This is a genomic window from Klebsiella sp. FDAARGOS_511 (genome assembly GCF_003812845.1).
GTDB lineage: Bacteria > Pseudomonadota > Gammaproteobacteria > Enterobacterales > Enterobacteriaceae > Klebsiella > Klebsiella grimontii.
In genome coordinates, this window is sequence record NZ_CP033824.1 from 4,106,120 (window position 1) to 4,129,249 (window position 23,130).

20 protein-coding genes are annotated in these 23,130 nt (G+C 59.1%); 9 read left to right on the forward strand and 11 right to left on the reverse strand.

All coding sequences use genetic code 11. The features are described from left to right. Positions 1–18: 18 nt before the first annotated feature. Positions 19–828: a tRNA cyclic N6-threonylcarbamoyladenosine(37) synthase TcdA gene (gene tcdA / locus EGY08_RS20885; RefSeq protein ID WP_004124436.1), complete on the forward strand. Its 810-nt coding sequence runs from the start codon at positions 19–21 to the stop codon at positions 826–828. Positions 829–867: 39 nt separating this feature from the next. On the opposite strand, the gene csdE is transcribed toward tcdA, so the two are convergent. Both csdE and csdA read right to left on the reverse strand, forming a co-directional pair. Beyond that, on the reverse strand, positions 868–1,305 hold the full coding sequence (gene csdE / locus EGY08_RS20890; protein WP_004124433.1) for a cysteine desulfurase sulfur acceptor subunit CsdE: 438 nt from the start codon (positions 1,303–1,305) through the stop codon (positions 868–870). Continuing rightward, positions 1,305–2,510 carry a cysteine desulfurase CsdA gene (gene csdA, locus EGY08_RS20895; RefSeq protein ID WP_123828864.1) on the reverse strand — a complete coding sequence of 402 codons (1,206 nt, stop codon included), beginning with the start codon at positions 2,508–2,510 and terminating at the stop codon, positions 1,305–1,307. Before csdA ends, csdE begins: the two co-directional genes overlap by 1 nt. 198 nt (positions 2,511–2,708) lie before the next feature. On the opposite strand from csdA, the gene EGY08_RS20900 reads away from it, so the two are divergent. The 4 genes from EGY08_RS20900 to rlmM all read left to right on the forward strand — a co-directional run bounded on the left by EGY08_RS20900 (position 2,709) and on the right by rlmM (position 5,911). After that, a complete protein-coding gene (locus tag EGY08_RS20900; RefSeq protein WP_032742197.1) occupies positions 2,709–2,933 on the forward strand; it encodes a YgdI/YgdR family lipoprotein in 225 nt (74 codons plus the stop codon). A gap of 552 nt (positions 2,934–3,485) precedes the next feature. Next, a complete protein-coding gene (gcvA, locus tag EGY08_RS20905) occupies positions 3,486–4,403 on the forward strand; it encodes a glycine cleavage system transcriptional regulator GcvA (protein WP_004124422.1) in 918 nt (305 codons plus the stop codon). A gap of 19 nt (positions 4,404–4,422) precedes the next feature. After that, positions 4,423–4,818, forward strand: coding sequence for a DUF423 domain-containing protein (locus tag EGY08_RS20910; RefSeq protein WP_004105073.1), 396 nt, complete (start codon positions 4,423–4,425; stop codon positions 4,816–4,818). Further along, positions 4,811–5,911: a 23S rRNA (cytidine(2498)-2'-O)-methyltransferase RlmM gene (gene rlmM, locus EGY08_RS20915; RefSeq protein ID WP_004124420.1), complete on the forward strand. Its 1,101-nt coding sequence runs from the start codon at positions 4,811–4,813 to the stop codon at positions 5,909–5,911. The genes EGY08_RS20910 and rlmM overlap by 8 nt, the downstream gene beginning before the upstream one ends. Before the next feature lie 206 nt (positions 5,912–6,117). Here rlmM and fucR read toward each other — a convergent pair whose 3' ends face one another. The 5 genes from fucR to fucP form a co-directional block, all read right to left on the reverse strand. Beyond that, positions 6,118–6,828, reverse strand: coding sequence for an L-fucose operon activator (fucR, locus tag EGY08_RS20920; protein WP_004124416.1), 711 nt, complete (start codon positions 6,826–6,828; stop codon positions 6,118–6,120). A 57-nt stretch (positions 6,829–6,885) separates the two neighbouring features. Further along, the gene (gene fucU, locus EGY08_RS20925) at positions 6,886–7,308 is read right to left on the reverse strand and encodes an L-fucose mutarotase (protein WP_004124410.1); all 423 of its coding nucleotides are present in this window, start codon (positions 7,306–7,308) and stop codon (positions 6,886–6,888) included. Position 7,309: 1 nt separating this feature from the next. After that, positions 7,310–8,728, reverse strand: coding sequence for an L-fuculokinase (gene fucK, locus EGY08_RS20930; protein ID WP_123828865.1), 1,419 nt, complete (start codon positions 8,726–8,728; stop codon positions 7,310–7,312). 93 nt (positions 8,729–8,821) lie between these two features. Further along, the gene (fucI, locus tag EGY08_RS20935; protein ID WP_049114096.1) at positions 8,822–10,597 is read right to left on the reverse strand and encodes an L-fucose isomerase; all 1,776 of its coding nucleotides are present in this window, start codon (positions 10,595–10,597) and stop codon (positions 8,822–8,824) included. A 31-nt stretch (positions 10,598–10,628) separates the two neighbouring features. Next, entirely contained in the window at positions 10,629–11,939 is a 1,311-nt protein-coding gene (fucP, locus tag EGY08_RS20940; protein WP_004124401.1) for an L-fucose:H+ symporter permease, read from the reverse strand. Positions 11,940–12,498: 559 nt separating this feature from the next. Here fucP and fucA point away from each other — a divergent pair. After that, positions 12,499–13,146: an L-fuculose-phosphate aldolase gene (fucA, locus tag EGY08_RS20945; RefSeq protein ID WP_004124398.1), complete on the forward strand. Its 648-nt coding sequence runs from the start codon at positions 12,499–12,501 to the stop codon at positions 13,144–13,146. Positions 13,147–13,313: 167 nt separating this feature from the next. On the opposite strand, the gene xni is transcribed toward fucA, so the two are convergent. Further along, the gene (xni, locus tag EGY08_RS20950; RefSeq protein WP_004124395.1) at positions 13,314–14,069 is read right to left on the reverse strand and encodes a flap endonuclease Xni; all 756 of its coding nucleotides are present in this window, start codon (positions 14,067–14,069) and stop codon (positions 13,314–13,316) included. Positions 14,070–14,166: 97 nt separating this feature from the next. Further along, positions 14,167–16,110: a sigma-54-dependent Fis family transcriptional regulator gene (locus tag EGY08_RS20955; RefSeq protein WP_004124392.1), complete on the reverse strand. Its 1,944-nt coding sequence runs from the start codon at positions 16,108–16,110 to the stop codon at positions 14,167–14,169. A 271-nt stretch (positions 16,111–16,381) separates the two neighbouring features. Between EGY08_RS20955 and ssuD the strand changes: the two genes are divergently transcribed. The 3 genes from ssuD to EGY08_RS20970 all read left to right on the forward strand — a co-directional run bounded on the left by ssuD (position 16,382) and on the right by EGY08_RS20970 (position 20,473). Then, positions 16,382–17,554, forward strand: coding sequence for an FMNH2-dependent alkanesulfonate monooxygenase (gene ssuD / locus EGY08_RS20960; RefSeq protein WP_049088640.1), 1,173 nt, complete (start codon positions 16,382–16,384; stop codon positions 17,552–17,554). A 41-nt stretch (positions 17,555–17,595) separates the two neighbouring features. After that, positions 17,596–18,993, forward strand: coding sequence for an FAD/NAD(P)-binding protein (locus EGY08_RS20965; protein ID WP_004124388.1), 1,398 nt, complete (start codon positions 17,596–17,598; stop codon positions 18,991–18,993). A 73-nt stretch (positions 18,994–19,066) separates the two neighbouring features. Beyond that, positions 19,067–20,473 (forward strand): LLM class flavin-dependent oxidoreductase, encoded by a 1,407-nt coding sequence (locus tag EGY08_RS20970; RefSeq protein ID WP_004124386.1) that lies wholly within the window; start codon positions 19,067–19,069, stop codon positions 20,471–20,473. Positions 20,474–20,642: 169 nt separating this feature from the next. Here the strand turns inward: EGY08_RS20970 and EGY08_RS20975 are convergent, their stop codons facing one another. Further along, positions 20,643–21,584, reverse strand: coding sequence for an aliphatic sulfonate ABC transporter substrate-binding protein (locus EGY08_RS20975; protein ID WP_004124383.1), 942 nt, complete (start codon positions 21,582–21,584; stop codon positions 20,643–20,645). A gap of 146 nt (positions 21,585–21,730) precedes the next feature. Continuing rightward, positions 21,731–23,098 (reverse strand): L-serine ammonia-lyase, encoded by a 1,368-nt coding sequence (locus tag EGY08_RS20980; protein ID WP_004124379.1) that lies wholly within the window; start codon positions 23,096–23,098, stop codon positions 21,731–21,733. Positions 23,099–23,130: the final 32 nt, after the last annotated feature.

Sequence of the window (23,130 nt, forward strand, 5' to 3'; positions counted from 1 at the left end):
CACTTATTCTGAGGTTTTATGTCTGTTGTAATCAGCGATGCCTGGCGCCAGCGTTTTGGTGGCACGGCGCGTTTATATGGTGAAAAGGCGCTGCAATGTTTTGCCGATGCGCACGTCTGCGTGGTCGGCATCGGCGGCGTGGGCTCCTGGGCGGCGGAAGCGCTGGCGAGAACCGGGATTGGCGCGATAACCCTCATCGATATGGATGACGTCTGCGTGACCAACACCAACCGCCAGATCCACGCGCTTGGCGGTAACGTTGGCCTGGCGAAAGCCGAGGTGATGGCGGAGCGCATTCGCCTGATCAACCCCGAGTGCCGGGTCACGGTGGTGGACGATTTCATCACCCCGGAAAACGTCGCGGAGTATCTTGGCGTTGGTTTTAGCTACGTGATTGACGCCATCGACAGCGTGCGCCCGAAAGCGGCGCTGATCGCTTACTGTCGTCGCCATAAGGTTCCGCTGGTGACCACCGGCGGCGCGGGCGGGCAAATCGATCCGACGCAAATTCAGGTCGCCGATCTGGCGAAAACCATCCAGGATCCGCTGGCGGCAAAGTTGCGCGAGCGTTTGAAGAGCCAGTTCGGGGTGGTGAAGAACAGCAAAGGTAAGCTCGGCGTGGATTGTGTGTTTTCCACCGAAGCGCTGGTTTATCCGCAGGCGGACGGCAGCGTGTGCGCGATGAAAAGCACCGCTGAGGGGCCGAAGCGAATGGATTGCGCATCCGGTTTTGGCGCCGCGACGATGGTGACCGCGACCTTTGGTTTTGTCGCCGTCTCCCACGCGCTGAAGAAAATGCTGGCGAAGGCGGAGCGGCTGACGGCGTAAATTCCCGGGGGCGGCGCAGGCGCCGCCCCCGGGATGAGCTTAAACCTCAACCTCGCGGGCGGCGGCGAGTACCGCCTCGCTCAGGGCGCTGAGCCCCTGGCTGCGCGAGGCGCTCAGCTGGCCGCGCATCCCCAGCGCATCAAACAGCGCCAGCGGATCCTGCGCCAGCAGCTCGGCGGCGCTTTTGCCTTCAACGGCGGTCAACAGCACCGCCAGCATGCCGCGCACGATACGGCCTTCGCTATCGCCGAAGAAATGCAGCTTGCCCTCGGCATCGACGGAATAGCCCAGCCAGACGCGGTTTTCACACCCGGCAATCTCTTTGGCCCGCGCTTTCTGGTCGTCCGGCAGGGCGGGAAGCTGCTTGCCCAGTAAAATCAGCTGGCGGTATTTATCCTCCCACTGGCTGAGCGGAGTAAAGGTCTGCCGTAGAAATGCCTCGGTGATGCGGGTTCCAAAAGGGTGAGAAGTCGTCATTAGTCCACCAGAATTTCCAGAGCGCGGTCAACGGCGTGCACCAGCGCGTAAACGTCGTCTTGCGTATTATAAGGCGCGAAGGAGGCCCGCAGCGTGCCGCTGACGCCAAGCGCCGCCAGCAGCGGCTGAGCGCAGTGCTGACCGGCGCGCAGCGCGATACCCGATTCCGCCAGCAGCGTCACCATATCGCTATGGTGAACGCCGTCAAAATCAAACGCCAGCAGGCTGGCGCCCTGGCAGCGGAACGAACGGAATCCCGGACGTTTCGCCAGCTCCTCTTCCGCCAGCGTGGCCAGACTGCGGCACCAGTTTTCCGCCTGCGCGATATCCGTCTCCTCCAGCCACTCCAGCGCCGCGCTCAGGCCAATCACCCCGGCGATATTGGGCGTCCCGGCCTCGAAGCGCCAGGGGGCGGGCTGGGTTTTGAAGCCGTCGAAGGTGACTTCGGTAATCATTTTTCCCCCGCCGAGCCACGGCGACATCTCCGCCAGCCGTTCGCGTTTGCCATACAGCGCGCCGATGCCGGTCGGCCCGTAGAGCTTATGGCCGGAAAAAGCATAAAAGTCGATATCCAGCGCCTGGACGTCCGCCGGGAAATGCACCGCCCCCTGCGCGCCGTCGACCATCACCACCATCCCGGCAGCGCGAGCCTGGCGAATCGCCAGCGCCAGGTCCGGGCAGCCGCCGGTGACGTTGGACATCTGGCCAATCGCCAGCACCCGACTGCGCGGCGTGATGAGCGCGCCAAGCGCCGCTACGTCCGGCAGACGGTTGCCCGCCAGCGGCAGCTTCACCACCCGCGCGCCGGTTTGCTCTGCAACCATTAACCACGGCACCAGGTTGGCGTGATGCTCCGCTTCGCTGACGATAATCTCATCGCCGGGTTTCAGACGCGGGCGCACGTAGCTCTGCGCCACCATATTAATGGCTTCGGTGGTGCCGCGCGTCCAGACGATATCTTCGCCGGATGGGGCATTAAGCAGCGCCGCCACGCGTTCGCGCGCGTTCTCATAGCGTTCGGTTAGCTGCCGGGCGGCGGCGAACTGGCTGCGATGGACGTTGCCGGCGCTAAGGCGATAGAACTGGTCGCTGGCCTCAATGACCGCCAGCGGTTTGAGGGTGGTCGCGGCGCTATCAAGATAGACGCCGGCGTCGGCCAGCGCCGGGAACTGGGCGCGAAATTGGACGGGGTTGAATGCGTTCATGAGATTCCTCGTATCGATATCAGGATCGTCGCGCAAATCGGCGGGTGATACAAGGTTTGTGCTAACGACTGGAATTTTCTGAATATGGCTTCGGGTGGGTAAAAGATAGTTATGCTGAATAGTGTTGGGTTTGCGTTTTAACCTGGTGCAGAACGAATCATAAACAGTATAAATAGTCGAAAGGAGAGAAAGATGAAAATGAATAAGACTGCCGCAATTATTACTGCCTGTGTGCTGACCTTTGGCCTGAGCGCGTGCTCCTCCAACTACGTGATGCATACCAACGATGGGCGCACCATCGTGACCGACGGCAAACCGCAAACGGATAATGATACTGGCATGATTTCGTACAAAGATGCCTGGGGTAACAAGCAGCAGATTAACCGTTCTGACGTCAAACAGCTGGGCGAGCTGGATAAGTGATTAGCGTATATACCCTAAATAATTCGCGTTGCAGGAAGGGGGCAAGTGAGCGAACCCCAGGAGCTTATCGAGTAAGTGACTGGAGTGAACGACAAATCTGCCGGGAGCAGATTTGAACGTCGCTTGCGACGGCCCGCCAGGGTGAGGCCCACGGATCGGCCGAGTAATCCGAGGCCAACGCACATGCAACTTGAAGTATGACGGGTATAGCAGGCAAAAAAAAGCACCGCGCAGTGCGGTGCTACATTAAATCACTATGGACAGACAGGGTAAATGTACAGGAAGTGAAAAGGGGTAGCTGAGCTACCATGGTCCGCAAACCCGGACCAATTGCAAACACAACAACACAACATCACAACCGTAAGCCAAAAGCTTGTTGGAACACGCATTCCAAAAAAAGCTCTTCGTTCCGGCTCAGGAAGTGCCGCCACTATAGGTATTTGCTGGTAGAAGCTCAACGGACAAATTATAATAGCTCAGATAAAAAAAACTAATAGGTTAACTATTGTTTCCTGTTTGTTAAATTGCCTTAACATCTAAGCCAGAATAACTATGTCCAAGCGTTTGCCACCTCTGAATGCATTACGTGTTTTTGATGCTGCCGCCCGTCATCTTAGCTTCACTCGCGCCGCCGATGAGCTTTTTGTGACCCAGGCCGCAGTCAGCCACCAAATCAAGTCCCTGGAGGATTTCCTCGGCCTCAAGCTGTTCCGTCGACGCAATCGTTCTCTTCTTTTAACGGAGGAGGGGCAGAGCTATTTTCAGGATATCAAAGAGATTTTTTCGCAGCTCACCGAAGCGACCCGCAAGCTTCAGGCGCGAAGCGCAAAAGGGGCTTTAACCGTCAGTATGCTGCCCAGTTTTGCCATTCAGTGGCTGGTGCCGAGACTCACAAGCTTTAACTCAGCTTATCCGGGAATCGACGTCAGAATCCAGGCCGTGGACCGTCAGGAAGATAAGCTAGCCGACGATGTCGACGTGGCGATTTTTTACGGCCGCGGCAACTGGCCGGGGCTACGGGTGGAAAAACTGTACGCCGAATATCTGCTCCCGGTGTGTTCCCCGCTGTTACTCACCGGTGATAAAGCGTTGAAAATGCCTGCCGATCTGGCGCAACATACCCTGCTGCACGACGCTTCCCGCCGCGACTGGCAAACTTATACCCGTCAGTTGGGTCTAAACCATATCAATGTTCAACAGGGACCTATATTTAGCCACAGCGCAATGGTGCTGCAGGCGGCAATCCATGGACAGGGGGTCGCGCTGGCCAACAATGTGATGGCGCAGTCCGAGATTGAGGCAGGCCGTTTGGTCTGTCCGTTTAATGATGTTCTGGTCAGTAAGAATGCGTTTTATCTCGTTTGTCATGACAGTCAGGCAGAACTGGGTAAAATAGCCGCCTTCCGCCAGTGGATTCTGGCAAAAGCGGCTAATGAACAAGAAAAATTTCGCTTTCGTTATGAACAATAAATCATCGTAGGGTAAACACATGACCAGCCGTTTTATGCTGATTTTCGCCGCGATAAGCGGTTTTATCTTTGTGGCTTTGGGCGCTTTTGGCGCGCATGTTTTAAGTAAAACGATGGGCGTTGCGGAAATGGGCTGGATCCACACCGGCCTGCAGTATCAGGCTTTCCATACGCTGGCGATCTTTGGCCTGGCGGTGGCGATGCAGCGCCGGATCAGCATCTGGTTTTACTGGAGCAGCGTCTTTATGGCGCTCGGTACCGTTCTTTTTAGCGGCAGCCTCTACTGTCTGGCGCTCTCGCATTTACGCCTGTGGGCGTTCGTTACGCCGGTCGGGGGCGTCTGCTTCCTCGCCGGTTGGGTATTAATGTTAATTGGTGCAATTCGTCTGAAACGTAAGGGCGTTGTTCATGAATAAAGTTGTCCTCTATTGTCGCCCTGGGTTTGAGAAAGAGTGCGCAGCAGAAATTACCGATAAGGCCTCGCGCCTTGAGGTGTTTGGTTTTGCCCGAGTCAAAGACGACTCCGGCTATGTGATTTTTGAGTGCTATCAGGCCGAAGACGGCGAAAAGCTGGTGCGCGAGCTGCCGTTCAGCTCGCTGGTGTTTGCCCGCCAGATGTTTGTGGTTGGCGAACTGCTGCGCGACCTGCCGCCGGAAGACCGTATTTCCCCGATCGTCGGTATGCTGCAGGGCGTGGTGGAGAAGGGCGGCGAGCTGCGCGTGGAAGTGGCCGATACCAACGAAAGCAAAGAGCTGATGAAGTTCTGCCGCAAGTTTACGGTACCGCTGCGCGCGGCGCTGCGCGAAGCGGGCGTGCTGACCAACTATGAAACGCCAAAACGTCCGGTGGTCCACGTGTTCTTTATCGCGCCGGGCTGCTGCTACACCGGCTATTCGTTGTCTAACAACAACTCGCCGTTCTATATGGGCATTCCTCGCCTCAAGTTCCCGTCCGATGCGCCAAGCCGTTCGACTCTCAAGCTGGAAGAGGCGTTTCACGTCTTTATCCCGGCGGATGAGTGGGATGAGCGTCTGGCGAACGGTATGTACGCGGTGGATCTCGGCGCCTGCCCCGGCGGTTGGACCTATCAGCTGGTGAAACGCAATATGTGGGTCTCCTCGGTGGATAACGGCCCAATGGCGCAAAGCCTGATGGATACCGGCCAGGTGACCTGGCTGCGTGAAGATGGCTTCAAGTATCGCCCAACGCGCAGCAACATCTCGTGGATGGTGTGCGATATGGTAGAGAAGCCAGCGAAAGTGGCGGCGCTGATGGCGCAGTGGTTGGTGAACGGCTGGTGCCGGGAAACCATCTTTAACCTGAAGCTGCCGATGAAAAAACGCTACGAAGAGCTATCGCGTAACCTGGCCTATATTCAGGAACAGCTCGACGAGCACGGTATCAACGCGCAGATCCAGGCGCGCCAGCTGTATCACGATCGCGAAGAGGTGACGGTTCACGTTCGCCGCCTGTGGGCTGCCGTCGGCGGTCGCCGCGACGAACGCTAGTTTGCCCGCTTGTAGGCCGGATAGGGCACTAAGAGCCTATCCCATTAGGGCTATTTTGTTTGCCATTTTGAACCTGGGCAGTGCTCAGAATCCTCACGTACTACGTGTACGCTCCGGTTCTTCCGCGCTGTCCGTGTTCAAACTGACTGCACCAATAACGCCTATTGGGATAGGCTCTAAGCCGCTATCCGGCGCTGCCATAGCCGTTATGACTGCGACACGTCCGAAACAATATGCGTCACATCATCCAGATGGCCGATCCGTGCCTCTCCTGAGCGATTAAATTTGCTCTTATCAATCAGCAATAACGATTGCGACGCCCGCTTGAGCAGCAGCGATTTGAACTCGGCGTTCACCGTGTTTGAGTCCCAGAGCGCGCCCTCGCTGTCGATACCCTCGCAGGAAAAAATGAACAGGTCGATCTCCAGCGCTTTGAGCTGTGGGATAAGCGACGCGCTGACGTAGCAGCCGTATTTTCGCTGGAGCGTACCGCCGGAGCAGGTGAGCTGAATGTTCTCTCGCTTGCTGAGCTCCTGGCAAATTGGCTGGCTGTTGGTAAAGACGTGAAGGTCGATATCAGGCAACTGGCGGGCCAGATACCAGCAGGTGGAACTGGCATCAAGGGCGATAACCATCCCCTCTTCTATCCACGCAAGCGCCTCGCGGGCGATATCCGCTTTGTGCGCGTAGTGGCTTTTCAGACGGATATGAAAAGGGTCGCCGCTATCCCGGCTTTGCCGGTGAATGACTTTTGCCCGGCCGTGGTTACGCAGCACTTTTCCCTGGGACTGGAGCTCGCTGAGATCGCGGCGGATGGTTTCTCTGCTGACGTTCAGCTGCAGCGATAAGGCTTCGGTGGTCAGGCTGTTATGGTTAATGAGCAGGTCTAGTATCGCTTGCTGTCGTGCCGCTTTCATTTTTCTCACCCTGGCGTTCGCTGAGCGCCCGCATCAGACGGGCGCTCCGGCATGAGATTACGGCGTTACTCCTTTTTTTAAAAGAATATTCCCGTACTTAGCGCGCTCACCTGTGATAACGATCGCAAAGGCTTTTTGCGCCCGCTCGTAGAAAGCAAAACGGTCGATGCGCGTGATATCCGGGCAGGGCGCGGGGCCGGAAAGCGCCTCGCGGTAGCGGGTTTCCACCTGCGGATCGAGGGCGTCGCCGGTCACGGCGGCCATCATTACCAGCGGGGGAGCGTAGCTGTCTAACTCAAACAGCGGAATAATCGCCTGCAGCAGGTCGCTGACCTGCAGGCCGTCGGCGCGAATGACCTGTGGCCCCATGCTGTGCGCCGGGAAGTGGGCATCGGAAAAGACGATCTCATCTCCGTGCCCCATTTCCGCCAGCACTTTCAGTAGCTCCGGCGATATTAACGGGGAAATTGTTTTTAGCATCTCATACTCCCTCAATCAGTTCGGGATCGGTTTGCGGGTAAAAATAGCGATACTGATAGCTCACCTGCGCTCTGGCCTGCTCAGGGCTGCTGAATTCACCGACGCCATACCAGCCAAACATGGCGGCGCCGGCGACGGTGGTTTCGGCGTCATCCAGTACTTTAATCGGGATCTCCAGTCTGTTGGCCTTGATCTGATTCCACAGCGCGTTGCGGCTGCCGCCGCCGACCAGCAGCAGCTCGCTGGCGTTAAAGTGACCGATTTTTTGCAGCGTTTGTAGATTGTTCGCCAGCTGTTTGGCTAATCCCTCCAGCGCGGCGAGGTAGAAGTGACCGCGAGTGGTATTCAGCGTGATGCCCTGCCAGCCCGCATTTGGGCTGGATAGCAGGTCGCACTGCATCTTCACTTTTTGAGCGCCGGCGGGGAGGGCGCGGGCCTCTTCAATCAACGTTTGCCACGGCGTTTCAGGCGTCCACAGCAGCTGGCGTATCCATTCCAGCACGCCGGAGGCCAGCCACTGCATGCCGGGGTTATAGCGTCCCGGCTGGCTATCCAGCTCGCAGGTGGATCCCGCGTAGTGGCTGAGTAGCGGCGTATTCACCTGAGCACTGCGCACCATCAGGATTTCCCAGGTGCCGGAAGAGAGCACCGGTTCATCCTGCTCCGCGCCCGCGCCAAACAGCGCGAACTGGGTATCGTGTCCGGCGGAGATAACCGGAATACCGACGGCTAAACCCAGCATCTTCGCGGCATCGCTTTGTAGCGTGCCGATCTGCTGGCCCGCCTCAACGAGCCGGGGAAACAGGCGGCGCGGCAGCCCCGTCGCCTGCAGGATCTGCGCGCTGAAATCCCGCTGGTGGATATCCAGCATCTGGCTGGTGCCCGCCATGGTGATATCGGTCGTGAATTCCCCGGTCAGACGCTGGTTGAGAAGCGAGGAGATGAACAGCCAGGCATGGGCCTGCTCCAGCAGCTGCGGGTGGTTCTCTTTCAGCCAGATCAGCTTATACAAGGTGTTGAAGGCAAATGCGCCGACGCCGGCAATCTGCTGGAGCTGCTGCGCGGGCATAAAGCGGCCGATATTGTCCATCACCGCCGCGGTACGCGGACATTTCCAGCTGATGACCGGATAGAGCAGCTTGCCCTGTTCATCCACCAGCGCGCCGTCGACGCCGAAGGTGGTGACCGTGATGCCGCGAACCGTGCAGGACGAGAGCGCATCGCTAATCTGCCGGCAGCACTCGGCGAAACGTTGCAGGATCGCCTCCAGCGACCACTGGTGCCAGGCGCTGTTCTCCACGGCGATATCGCTGGCGTTGGCCGTTGCGGCGCGGGCGATAATGTTCCCCTGGCGGTCAACCGCAATCGCCCGCACGTTGGTGGCGCCGCAGTCGAGGACCAGGATGACGTCTTTTTTCATAGTGAACTCCATAAACGTCGCCGGATGGCGCCGCGCTTATCGGGCCTACGGTTCTGTAGGCCCGGTAAGCCTGCGCCACCGGGCAAAGCCGCATTAACGTTTATACAGCGGGCCGTAGTTCTCGCAGGCGCGGTAATCCTGGCCTTCGCTATCCATACCGTGCGCAGACCAGCTGGAGGGGCGATAAATTTTCGCCTCTTCTACGTTATGCATGCAGACCGGGATCCGCAGCATCGACGCCAGGGTGATAAAGTCGGCGCCGACGTGCCCGATGGTCAGCACGCCGTGGTTAGCGCCCCAGTTCGCCATCACCGAGTAGACGTCGGAGAACGGGCCTTTACCGGTCAGGCGCGGCGCAAACCAGGTCGTGGGCCAGGTGGAGTTGGTGCGGGCATCGAGTTGGTCATGCATCGCTTTCGGCAGCTCTACGCTCCAGCCTTCGGCGATTTGCAGTACCGGGCCAAGACCTTTGATGATATTCACGCGGGTCATGGTGAACGGCACGCCGCCTTCGGTCAGGAAGCGGGAGGAGAAGCCGCCGCCGCGGAAGTATTCATGAATCGCCGGGCACCATTCGGTGGCCGCCAGGCAGGCGTCGGCCTCCTGCTGGCTGATTTCCCAGTGCGGTTTCATGGTTGGCTTGCCTTCCGCATCGCGCTGTTTGCAGGCGCCGTCCAGCGCCGCCGAACCGGAGTTGATCAGGTGGATGATGCCGTGCTCCGCCAGCCCGGTGAGCGGTTGTCCGGTGACGCGTTCTACCGCTTCCGGCGACCAGTAGGTGCGCACGTCGGCAAATACCTGAGCGGTGCCGGTCAACTGGTGGCCCATCAGCATTGCCACGCCGTTGAGGCTGTCGTTTTCCGTGGCGACGACAAAGGGTTCGCGTACGCCGTTCCAGTCGAACGAGCTATTGAGCAGCGCTTCGGCGGTATCGCCGTTGGGGTATTGATCGGTCCAGTGGCGCTGGCCCTGAAAACCCGCAGCGATGGCGTTATAGCCCAATGACTCTTCGACCAGCCCTTTTTCCGCCAGCTTGCTGTTGCCCTGCATCATGTCGCGAATGCACATCGCCATCAGCAGGCTCTCTTTCAGCACCGCGCGGCTCTGTTCGGCGTTGCGCTTATACTGTTGCGCGTTCTGGTCTTCGCCGTAGCGGAAGTTTTTATCCGCCCACGCCAGCGCCATTTCCAGCTCGCTTTCATCATAGATTTTCTGGTCGATGCGGCGGCGCAGTTCGGTCATGTCCACCGCCTGCACTTTCATACCGAGCCAGGACTCGAAGAAGTTGTGATCGACGATAGAACCGGCAATCCCCATCGACACGCCGCCGACGGAAAGATAGCTTTTGCCCTTCATGCTGGCGACCGCTAAGCCGGCGCGGGCAAAGCGCAGCAGTTTTTCTTCGACATCCGGCGGAATGGTGGTGTCGTCGGCGTCCTGTACGTCGTGGCCATAAATGGAGAATGCCGGAATACCCTTCTGGCTATGCGCCGCCAGCGCCGCCGCAAGGTAAACCGCGCCGGGGCGCTCGGTGCCGTTAAAGCCCCAGATGGCTTTTGGCCGCAGCGGATCCATATCGATAGTTTCGCTGCCGTAGCACCAACACGGGGTGACGGTAATGGTGACGCCGACGTTCTGGCTGCTGAATTTCTCCTCGCAGGCAGCGGACTCCGCCATACCCGCGATGCAGCTGTCGGCGATGACGCACTCAATCTGCGCGCCGCAGGCGTGACGCAGTTTTTCCGCGATCAGCGCGGCGGTGGCTTTCGCCATGTTCATGGTTTGTTCTTCCAGCGACTCGCGCACTCCCATGCGGCGTCCATCGATCACCGGGCGAATGCCAATTTTCGGTAAGCTGATTTTTTTCATTACAGATTCCTCACGTTATTCGGATAAATGTTTAGTTAGCTGCCGTTTGCGAACGGAAACGGGCGAAAATGAAGATGACGGCAAAGCACAGGGCCGGAACCAGCTCCGCGGTGGGAATATTGCCGGCGGCGTCGCTGACAAAGCCCATCACCGGGGTGACGATCCCGCCGCCAATAATGGTCATGACGATAAAAGAGGAGCCGTATTTGGTGTCCTGCCCCAGGTTTTTGATGCCCAGCGAGAAGATGGTCGGATACTGAATGGACATAAAAGCGCTGCACAGCGTCAGGGCCAGCAGACCCACGTGGCCGCCGGTGAAAGCGGAAATCAGGCACAGGATCATGGAAAGCAGGGCGTAGGCCGCCAGCACTTTATGCGGCGCGAAGCGGCTGATGAGCCAGGTACCGGAGAAGCGGCCGATAAAGAAGCACACCATGGTGCCGGTCAGATAGTTGGCGGCGAAACCGGGCGTCATGCCGGGGATCTCTTCGATAGCGTAGCGAATCAGATAGCTCCAGCAGGCGGTTTGCGCGCCAACGTAGCAGAACTGCGCCAGCACAGCCCAGCGCCAGTGGCGAACGCGGACCAGGCGAGCAAGGGAAGCGGAGAAAGAACTCTGGTTGGCGTCACTATGGTCGTCGCTCTGCAGGGCCGGAAATTTGGTCAACATAATCAACAGAGCGACCAGTAAGACAACCGCGACGATGATCATATACGGGGTTTGCACCGAGAGCACCAGGCTGTGCTTATAGGCGCTAAGCTGCTCCGGAGCCATTTTATCGAGCACATCCTGCGATTGATGCGGCACATTAGACAAAATAAGACTTTGCCCAAAAACCACCGCAATAATGGCGCCAAACGAGTTAAAGGTCTGGGCAAGATTAAGCCGGAAGTGACCGCCGCTTTCTGGGCCTAACACGGTAACAAACGGGTTTGCCGCGGTTTCTAAACACCCTAAGCCCGCAGCAATAATAAACAGGCCAATCAGAAATAAGGTGTAATTCATGACCTCGGCGGCGGGCCAGAATAGCGCGGCACCAAAAGCATATAAGAACAGTCCGGTAATAATACCGGCTTTATAACTTAACTTTTTCATCAAGATTCCGGCCGGAATAGGGATGACGAAATAGCCGAAATAAAAGGCGGACTGAATCAGTCCGGCCTGAAAATTCGTCAGCGTAAAGGCTTGTTGAAATTGTGGTAATAAAATATCGTTGAGATTATTAGCGACCGCCCAAAGAAAAAATAACGAGCACAGCAGGGCGAAGGGAATAATGTAGCGCTTGCTTTTCCCTGTCTCTACCGCACGAAAACTCTGCGTTTGTATTGTTGTGTTTCCCATAGCATCCTCATTGGTTCAGAAGCGTGTTCAGCGGCCGGCTTATGCCCACCAGACCACAATAATCAGGTGAGCTCTTGCGGCGACGTCAACAGTGAAATAAACATCACGGAATGAACTCATGAATGCATTTTCAAATTAAAAACGCCTTTTAATATGATGACGGTCACATTTAGCATCCCCTCGGTGATTTTATGTGATTATCATCACTTTAATTATCAGAAAAACATGACCGTTTGAGGAAGTTAATTCTAAAACCCACAGGTTGAATGCCCGATTTAATTTATAATAAAGAAAACGGTCAGTTGTTAAAACTATCAGCAAAATGCCCGTTTTTAAATCTATGAGTAAGAACGGGCATTTTTTTATCAGGCAAAAACGAGAGAACGCTTTTTTTAGCCTGAAATAAGTGAGGGGTATCACAGAACCGGTGAATGTAAATTCCTTTCTGATTATTCGGTATGAAGATGATGGGCAATTATTCGAGTTATTCAACAGCGTCGCGCGTCTTATCCGACGAGCCGTCTGTTGTGGCATTGCGCATCATAAAGAGAGGTAAAGAATGGAACGAAATAGACTGGCCCGGCAGATTATTGATACCTGCCTGGAAATGACCCGGCTGGGGTTAAATCAGGGGACCGCCGGCAACGTGAGCGTGCGTTATCAAGGGGGAATGCTGATCACGCCGACGGGTATTCCATACGAAAAGCTGACGGAGGCGCATATTGTGTATATCGATGCCGAAGGCCAGCACGAACAGGGTAAACTGCCGTCCAGCGAGTGGCGTTTTCATCTGGCGGCCTATCAGACCCGCCCTGACGCGCACGCGGTGGTGCATAATCACGCGGTTCACTGCACGGCGGTGTCGATCCTCAATCGCCCCATTCCCGCCATTCACTATATGATTGCGGCGGCGGGGGGCAACTCTATCCCCTGCGCGCCATACGCCACGTTCGGTACCCGCGAGCTGTCTGAACATGTGGCCGTGGCGTTGAAAAATCGTAAAGCGACGCTGCTGCAGCACCATGGACTGATCGCTTGTGAAGAGAATCTGGAAAAGGCCCTGTGGCTGGCGCATGAAGTTGAGGTACTGGCGCAGCTCTATCTCAGTACCCTGGCGATTATCGATCCGGTGCCGGTTCTTGATGACGAGGCCATCGCCGTTGTGCTGGAGAAATTCAAAACCTACGGATTGCGTATCGAAGAGTGATGCCGTAAGCGAAGGTTTCTGCCGACGGCTTCCGGGAAACAGATCCAGTGCGGCTTCGCTTATTCCCCCGGTGGCGGCTGGCGCCTTACCGGGGCTACTGGGTCATCACCGTCTGCGGATCGGTAGCCCGGACAGATGCGCAGCATTGCCTCCGGGAAGCCCCAGCGCTAGCGGGCCAGCCGCAGTTGCTGCAGGTTGCCGTCCAGCTGTAAATCGGTTTGCAGACGTGCGATTTCCCGGCAGGTGAAGGCCATCTCTTGCTGTTCTTCCAGCTTCTTGCGCCACTTCTCCGGCACGTCCGCCAGCCGCGCGTAGATTCCTTCCAGATCCTGGAAATCGGTTAATAGCTGGGCGGCGCTTTTTGGACCAATCCCCGCCACGCCGGGAACCTTTGAGCTGCTGATGCCCGCCAGCCCCCAGTAGTCGGGCAGCTGCTCCGGCGTCACGCCAAACTCTTTGGCGATAAACGGCGCGTCGAGCCAGCGCTTCTGGAAATAGTCGCGGATGCGAATCGTCGGCGACAGCAGCTGGCAGTAGCCTTTGTCGGTTGAAACGATGGTTGCCTGATGGCCGGCCTGCGCCACCTTTACCGCCAGGGTCGCGGCGAGATCGTCAGCTTCGCTGCCGCTGAGCGCCCAGCAGCGAAACCCGCGCTGCTCAAACGCCGCCCGCAGCGCCGGCATTTCCGCTTCGAGGGTCTCCGGCATCGGCGCGCGCCCGGCTTTATAATCGGGCAGGCGCTGATGCCGCCAGCCGTGGCCGCGGTCTTCATCATCAAATACCGCCACCACGTGGGTCGGCTGGCTATGAACCACCAGCTGTTCGAGCGCATGCAGGCAGGTATCGACGCAGGGTGACCCCTGCACCGCATGGATGCGGCGAATCAGATTAAGTGCGTCGACGATTAGCAAATGAACGGCCACGGATCCCCCTTATTCTCAACGTCTTTTAGGGTAACACCACCGCGCGGATGAGGCTATTGGCACCAGGAAAATCAGGAAGATGCCTCGCAGTTTCGGGCTAACCAACGTGCATCAGCAGGCGAGGATCGCCATGAGTGGCCTCGCCGTACCAGACCGCCTCGCGTACCGACACCGGTTTGTGGATCAGGCCCAGCGCGTAAAAACGATCGGCGATACTTTGCTGGGCGCGAATCACGTGGAGATCCATTGGCCGCGGTCGATGGCTGCGGCGCGCCAGGGCTCGGGCCAGAGAAGCGGCGTTAAGCCCCTGCTCGGCGGAGAGCAGTCCGACGGCTTCCTCCCGATGCTGGTCGATAAACTGCCCGGTCTGCGTCAGTTCCGCCAGCAGGCGCTGCATGATATCGCTATTGCGGCTGGCGTAGTCGCGGCGCGACAGGTAGAACTGGTGGTTATTGACGCGCCCCTCGCCGCTGGCGACAACCCGTAATTCACCGCTATATTCCGCGTCGCTGAGCAGCGGATCCCACATCATCCAGGCGTCCACCGCCAGGTAATCGCTGGCGGTCAGTGGATATTTCGGCGGTATATAGACCACTTTGACGTCATGTAATCCCAGCCCGGCCTCTTCCAGGATATGCAGCAGCAGCCAGTGCACGTTAGAACCTTTATTCAGCGCGATACGCTTGCCGCGCAGGTCGGTAAGGGTGCGAATGTCGCTGTGCTGCGGGACGACCATCGCCACGCTTTGCGGCGCGGGTGGTTCCCAGGCGACGTAGACCAGTTCGCTGTTATTGGCCTGCGCGAAAACCGGCGGCGCTTCGCCGGTGGTGCCAAAATCGATTTCATCGCAGGCTAGCGCGTGCAGCAGCTGCGGCCCGGCGGGGAACTCGCTCCACAGCACGCTGACGCCGCGGCTGGCAAAAGCTTGCTCAAGACTTTGCCGCGCTTTCAGGATGCCAAGATTGCCGAAGCGCTGGAAGCCGATGCGCAGTTCCCGGTCGCGAGAGATCGTTTTGACCGCCGCGCTGTAGCGGGGCTCCTGACGGCGGCGGCTTTTAATGATGCCTAAATTTGCCAGCTGCGTGCGCAGCGCGTGGCGGCTGATACCGAGCAGCGCCGCGGCCTGACTTTGATTATCGTCACTGTGGGCCATCGCGCCGCGTATCAGCGCCCCGGTGACCCTTTCCCACAGCGGTTCGCCCGGCAGGGAAAGCTGACGACGAATAAAATCGTCGAGTTCATTATCGCCAACTGCCGAGGGCTCGTTGTTCAGGGTCGTCAGCCGCAGCTGGGCGGGGCCGATCTCCTCTTCTTTACTCAGCAATACCGCGTTATGCAGGGTGTTCTCCAGCTCGCGAATATTGCCCGGCCAGGGGTACGCCATCAGCCTTGCCAGCGTCTCCGGGGCCAGACGGCGAACCGGGCGACCTGAGCGGCGGGCGTAGAGCGAGAGAAAATGGTCCGCCAGCACCGGAATATCCTGGCGACGCTGGCGCAGCGGCGGCAGCGGCACGATGGCGATATTCAGTCGATAGTAGAGGTCTTCGCGGAAACGACGCTCGCGGATGGCCTGCATCAGATCCACGTGGGTGGCGGCGATCACCCGCACATCGACCTTAATGGCCTTGCGCGAGCCGACGCGGGTGATTTCGCGCTCCTGCAGGACGCGCAGCAGTTTCACCTGGAGCGCCAGGCTAAGCTCGCCGATTTCATCGAGCAACAGCGTGCCGCCTACCGCCGCTTCGAACCAGCCGGGATGGCTTTGTACCGCGCCGGTAAACGCTCCTTTTTCATGGCCGAACAGCTCCGCTTCCGCCAGGCTTTCGCTGAGCGCGCCGCAGTTGACGGCCAGGAACGGCCGGTGACGGCGCGGGCTATGGTGATGCAGGTAGCGGGCGACGACCTCTTTACCGGTGCCGGTTTCGCCGACGATCAGTACGGTCGCCTCTGTTGGGGCCAGTTTATCCAGCAGGCTCTGAAAAGCTTTCGACGCCGGGTCGATCAGCGTGGGCGTTGAGGGTGGAAATTCAGGATTCAGCATGGTTGACCTCCGGCTTTTGATGTCCTGAAGTTATCCTGTGCCGGGGACGGAAACCAGAGGGCTAACTCGCCGGTCTGTTGCAAATGCCGCAGTCCGAACGCATTGGCTGCGGCATTTGCAACAGCGGTATACGGTCCCGTTTTATCTAACCGACTGATTTTGTATTGTTAATTTTTTATTCACCATTGGCACGATTATCGCTAACACTCATATAACCAAATTAAAACAACTCTTCGATAAATATCGAATATGGTTATATAGGAAATCGATAATGACGCAAAAAACCGACGACAAAATCAATGTGTTCTGGTTTCTGCCCACCCACGGCGATGGTCGCTACCTGGGCACCGCGGAGGGCGGGCGGCCGGTTGATTTGCCTTACCTGCAGCAGGTAGCGCTGGCGGCCGACAGCCTCGGCTACTACGGCGTGCTGATCCCAACGGGGAAAAGCTGCGAGGACTCCTGGCTGGTGGCCTCGGCGCTGGCGCCGCTGACCCGTCGCCTGCGCTATCTGGTGGCCGTTCGTCCGGGCCTGCAGCCGCCGACGCTGGCGGCGAGGATGGCGACGACGCTCGACCGTCTGTCGGGCGGTCGGCTGCTGATTAACGTCGTCACCGGCGGCGATCCGGTGGAAAACAAAGGCGACGGTATTTTCCTCAGCCACGGCGAACGCTATCAGGTCACCCGCGAATTTCTCGACGTCTACTCGCGCCTGCTGAAAGGTGAAAAGGTGGATTATCACGGCGAGCATATCCACGTGGAAGGCGCGGAAGTGCTGTTTCCGCCGGTACAGGAAAACGGCCCGCCGCTGTTTTTTGGCGGCTCCTCTGAGGAAGCCATCGACGTTGCCGCCGATCAAATCGATACCTACCTGACCTGGGGGGAGCCGCCGGCGCTGGTGGCCGAAAAGCTGGCGGTAGTGCGCGAGCGCGCCGCCGCCCGGGGCCGCACGTTGCAGTACGGGATTCGTCTGCATGTGATTGTTCGCGAAACCGAAGAGGAGGCGTGGGCCGCCGCCGATCGGCTGATTTCTCACCTTGATGACGAGACCATCGCCCAGGCGCAGAAAATTTTTGCCCGTATGGACTCCACCGGCCAGGCGCGCATGAGCTCGCTGCATAAAGGATCGCGCGACAATCTGCGCATTGCGCCGAACCTGTGGGCGGGCGTAGGGCTGGTGCGCGGCGGGGCGGGAACGGCGCTGGTCGGCAATCCGCAGCAGGTGGCAGAACGCATTCGCGAATATCAGGCGCTCGGTATCACCAATTTTATCTTCTCCGGCTATCCGCATCTGGAAGAAGCCCATCGTTTCGCTGACCTGGTCATGCCGCTATTGCCGCTGGCAGGCCACGATCAGCCGAAGGCGCGTAGCGTCAATACCGGCCCGTTCGGCGAAACCATCGGCGGCGATAAGCGTCCGGTGAAACAGGTCAGCGCAAGCTGAGGAGGCGCGTATGTTACACCGGTTTCTGAAGGCGGTGGGCTATGCAAACTGAACCGCACGTGGTGATCGTCGGCGGCGGATTTAGCGGTGCGGCGGTGGCTATTCATCTCCTGCGCCTGGCGCCGACTGGCGTGCGGGTCACGCTGCTGGAGCCGCGCGAGGTGCCCGGTGCGGGCGTGGCCTACTCCACGACCGAACCGAGCCATCGGATTAACGTTCCCGCCGCACGGATGCAGCTTGCCGGGGAAGAGGAGGGCGAATTCGACCGCTGGTACCGCAGCCAGCCTGCTTTTGCTGATGATCCGCAGGCTCTGTTGGAAGACGGCGCGGTCTATCCGCAGCGTGGCCAGTTTGGCCGCTACGTCGCCCAGCGTTTCGCCGAGAAGGCGCGCGCCAGCGGCGGGCGGCTGACGCATCTGCGCGAGCAGGCGCTAAGGTTTGAAGATGGCGAGATTATCACCGATGGCGGGCATCGGCTGCGGGCCGATCTGCTGGTGCTGGCCATCAGCCATCCGCCGCCCTCTCTGCCGTCGCTGGCGACGCCGTTCGCGACCCATCCGGCGCTCATCGCTAACCCCTGGCGAACGGGCGTGCTGGACGCTATCGCGCCGGAGGCGAGCGTCGCGGTCATGGGCACCGGCCTGACGATGGCGGATACCGTCGCGACGCTGACGCGGCTGGGACATCGGGGGCCGATAACGGCATTTTCACGCCGCGGGCTACTCTCCCGCAGCAACCTGAGCGGCAGCGCTGACCCCTGGGAAGGCGAGTATACCTACGGATCGCTGCGCCAGCGGCTGCGGCAAATCCGCCGGGATATCGACCGCGCCGCAGAGCGGGGGCAGGCCTGGCAGGTGGTGCTGGACGCGGTGCGTAATCAGGGGCAGGAGATCTGGCAGGCGCTGTCGGTGGCCGATCGTCAGCGCTTCCTGCGTCATTTACGCAGCTACTGGGACGTTCACCGCTACCGTATCGCTCCCCAGGTCGCCGGGATTCTTGAGCAGCGCCAGCGCGACGGCAGCCTGCGAGTGCTGGCGGCCAGGCTTACTGCGCTGGCAGGCGACGCGCAAAAATTGACGCTCACCCTCTCGCCCCGGGGCGGTGAAGGGCAGCGTGTGAGCGTTGACCATTTTATTTTAACCACCGGCCCGGCGCACGGGGCCCTCACCGACAGCCAGCCGCTGCTGCGCCAACTGAGCCAGGATGGGCTGATTCGCGCCGACGCGTTTGGCCTCGGACTGGACGTTGATCGCCGCTCGCGGGCGATTGGCCGGGAAGGGCGGGTCGCGCCCAATCTGCTGGTCTCCGGGCCCGCCGCGCGGGCCCATTTCGGTGAACTGATGGGGCTACCGCAGGTAGCTGACCATGCCGCCGCCGTAGCTGCCGAAGCATTACTGGCGCTGGGCATTAAGCAATCCGCCCGATGTCCGGCGTTCTGAACGCCTTTTATCCCCTGATTCCTTTAATGATTATGCGCGCGTCCCGACAGCGGGGCACGTCGTGGAGAGCGCTATGTCATCACAACGTGAAATTCGTCTGAACGCTTTTGATATGAACTGCGTCGGCCATCAGTCGCCGGGGCTGTGGGCCCATCCTCGCGACCGCTCCTGGCAGTATAAAGACCTTGAGTATTGGGTCGACCTGGCGCGTTTGCTGGAGCGCGGCAAGTTTGACGGGCTGTTTATCGCCGACGTGCTGGGCGTCTATGACGTGCTGAACGGCAACGGCGATGCGGCGCTCCGCCAGGCGGCGCAGGTGCCGGTCAACGATCCGCTGGCGCTGATTACGCCGATGGCGCTGGTGACGGAGCATCTCGGATTCGGTCTGACCGCTTCGCTCTCTTTTGAGCATCCCTATCCGTTCGCCCGCCGCCTGTCGACGCTCGACCATCTGACGAAGGGGCGAGTGGGCTGGAATATCGTGACCTCCTATCTGGAGAGCGGGGCGCGTAATATTGGCCAGAAAGCGCAGACCGACCACGATGCCCGCTACGACTACGCCGATGAGTATCTGGAGGTGGTCTATAAGCTGCTGGAAGGGAGCTGGGAGGATGGCGCGGTGCTACGCGACAGGGAACGTAAGATCTTCAGCGATCCGCGAAAAATTCATCCGATTAACCATCAGGGCAACTTCTTTTCGGTGCCGGGGATCCACCTCTGCGAGCCATCGCCGCAGCGTACGCCGGTGCTCTATCAGGCGGGCGCTTCCAGCCGCGGCAAGCAGTTCGCCGCCGGCCACGCGGAGTGCGTATTTGTCGGCGCGCCGTCGAAAGTGCTGCTGAAAAAGACGGTGGCGGATATTCGCCGTCGCGCCGAGGAGGCCGGGCGCGATCCGCGCAGCATCCTGATCTTCAATATGCAGACGGTCATTGTCGGCGAAACCGACCGTGAAGCTCAGGCGAAATGGCAGGAGTATAAACCGTACGTTAGCTACGAAGGGGCGCTGGCGCTGCTCTCCGGCTGGACCGGCATCGACCTTGGTCAGTATCAGCCGGATCAGGTGCTGGAGTATCTGCATACCAACGCGATTCAGTCGATGGTAGAGGCGTTTTCCACCGCCGATCCGAATAGCCAGTGGACCGTACAGAAGCTGGCGGACTGGGCGGGGATCGGCGGCTTCGGGCCACTGGTGGTCGGCAGCCCGCAGACGGTCGCCGATGAGCTGCAGTCCTGGGTCGAGGAGACCGACGTCGATGGCTTTAACCTCGCCTATGCAGTGACCCACGAAACCTTCCGCGACGTGGTGGATTTGCTGGTCCCGGAGCTGCAAAAGCGCGGCGTGTTTAAGCAGGAGTATCGCGAGGGAACCCTGCGCGAGAAGCTGTTTGGCGCCGGCCCGCGGCTGGCTGCGCCGCATCCGGGCGCAGGCTATCGCTACGGCGCGCAGGTCGTGGTCGGACGTGAAGAGAAGGTGAGTTAATTTTGCCGGTCCCCCTCTCCCCGAAGGGTGAGGGGCTGAACTGTGGGGCGGAAGGTTTTTCCCGGAGGCGGCGCTTGACAAGCCTGTCCGGGCTAAGGGTCTATCACCATCTGCGGGCCGGTAGCCCGGGTAAGGCGCTGGCGCCGCGACCCGGGAAGGAAGGGAAGGCTTACTGTTTATCCAGCGACCAGGTTGCGCTACGCACATCGACTTTCACCGGCAGCAGGCCGATACGGGTGAAGGTATCCGCCAGCGCCTGCTGTTCGTTATAGACCGCAGGCGTCATACGCTCTGCGCCATAAGGCAGACGCGCCAGCGTCTTCAGCCAGATAGCTTTATCCAGCCCGGTAGAGGTGGAGAGGATCCCGGCGGCATCGTCCTGATGACCGTTGGCCCATTCGCTCAGTTTACCCAGCTCATCCACCACCTGCTTTGCGGTATCCGGATACGTGTCGGCAAATTTGCGGCTGGCCAGGTAGAAAGTGTAGTGCGGCACCAGCCCTTCGGCATTGCGAATCTGCCGCGCTTTGGCGTTCGTTTCCACTTCGGCGAGGAACGGATCCCAGATAACCCAGGCGTCAATGGCGCCGCGCTGGAAGGCGGCGCGGGCGTCAGCAGGCGGCAGATAGACCGGCGTGATATCTTTATAACTCAGCCCGGCTTTCTCCAGCGCGGTCACCAGCAGATAGTTCACGTCGGAGCCTTTGTTGAGCCCCACGCGCTTGCCTTTAAGGTCGGCGACACTCTTAATCGTCGAGTTTTCCGCCACCACGATGGCTTCGGTTTTTGGGTTCGCCGGAGAGTGGGCTAAATAGACCAGATCCGCCTGCGCCGCCTGGGCAAAGGCCGGGGGCGCATCGCCGGTGGCGGCAAGATCGATGCTGCCGACGTTCAGTCCTTCCAGCATCTGCGGCCCGGCGGGAAATTCAATCCAGCGTACGGCGATACCCTGCTTTTTGAAGCTTTCATCGAGGGTGCCGCGATATTTAAGCAGCGCGAAGATATTCGCTTTCTGATAACCGATGTTCACGGTCTCCGGCGCCTTCGCCAGCGCGGAAGTGGATAAGCCTGCAAGCAGGAGTAGCAGCGTCGGGCGGGATAATCTGAGCATGATTTGTTCTCCTTGAGCGGTTTTCCGTAAGGTAACAAATCGTCTTTATAACTAATAAATAACTAAATTATCATTTATATAACATAAATGAAGGGTGAGGGCAGGGAAAAGACAGCCCGGCATACCGCAGCATACCGGGAGAGGGGTTAATCGCAGGCGACAATCTTCATTGCCAGGCCGCCGCGCGAGGTTTCACGATATTTGGCGTTCATATCTTTGCCTGTTTCGTACATGGTCTCGATGACTTTATCGAGGCACACCCGCGGCTCGCTGGTGCGGCGCAGGGCCATACGCGCGGCGTTGACCGCCTTGACCGCCGCGATAGCGTTACGCTCGATGCACGGCACCTGCACCTGGCCGGCAACCGGATCGCAGGTGAGACCGAGGTTGTGTTCCATACCAATTTCCGCAGCGATGCATACCTGACCCGGACTGCCGCCCAGCAGTTCAGCCAGACCGGCCGCCGCCATTGAACAGGCTACGCCGACTTCTCCCTGGCAGCCCACTTCGGCGCCGGAAATTGAGGCGTTCATCTTATAGAGCGAGCCAATGGCGCTGGTGACCAGCATATAGCGCGCCAGCGAGTTGGCGTTCACTTTGCGGATGAACTTGTCATAGTAGGCCAGCACCGCAGGTACGATACCGCAGGCGCCGTTGGTCGGCGCGGTCACCACGCGCCCGCCGGCGGCGTTCTCTTCGTTAACCGCCAGGGCGAACATATTAATCCAGTCAACGACCGCCATCGGGTCGCTGTTGGTATTGTCCTGGCTTACCAGCATCCGGCGCAGCGCGGCGGCGCGACGGGGAACCCGCAGCTTGCCCGGCAAAACCCCCTCGGTGGTAATGCCGCGCTCAATTCCGCTGCTCATCACCTCCCAGACCGCGGCAAAGTGCTGCTCCAGCGCTTCTTTACTGTGCAGCGCCAGCTCGTTTTGCATCATCAGGCCGGAGAGCGATAGCCCGCTTTCGCGGCAGTGGCGCTGCAGGTCGGCGGCGCTTTTATACGGATAAGGGACGGCGACAGGCGCTTCGGCGGTCACGCCGAAATGGTCTTCGTCGACGATAAACCCGCCGCCGATGGAGTAGTACGTCTGGCTGTAGAGAACCTTCTCGCCGCCGAGGGCGGTAATACGCATGCCGTTCTCATGCCGCGACAGGTTGTCGGCGTGGAAATTCATGCACTGATCGACCGGGAACGCCACTTCCTGCTGGCCGTTCGCCAGCATCAGGCGGCCATGGGTGTTGACGTCCTGGATAAAGCCGGGAATCGCGTCGATATCGACGGTATCCGGCAGGTTGCCCGCCAGGCCCATAATAATCGCGATGTCGGTATGGTGGCCTTTACCGGTCAGGGAAAGGGAGCCGTAGACATCGACGACGACTTTGGTTACCTCGGGAAGCAGCCCGCGCTCAATAAGATCGTCCGTGAATTGTTTGCCCGCTTTCATCGGTCCAACGGTGTGGGAGCTGGAAGGGCCAATGCCGATTTTAAAAATATCGAATACGCTGATCATGATGCATCCAGTGCTGTCGGGAGGCGCGCCGC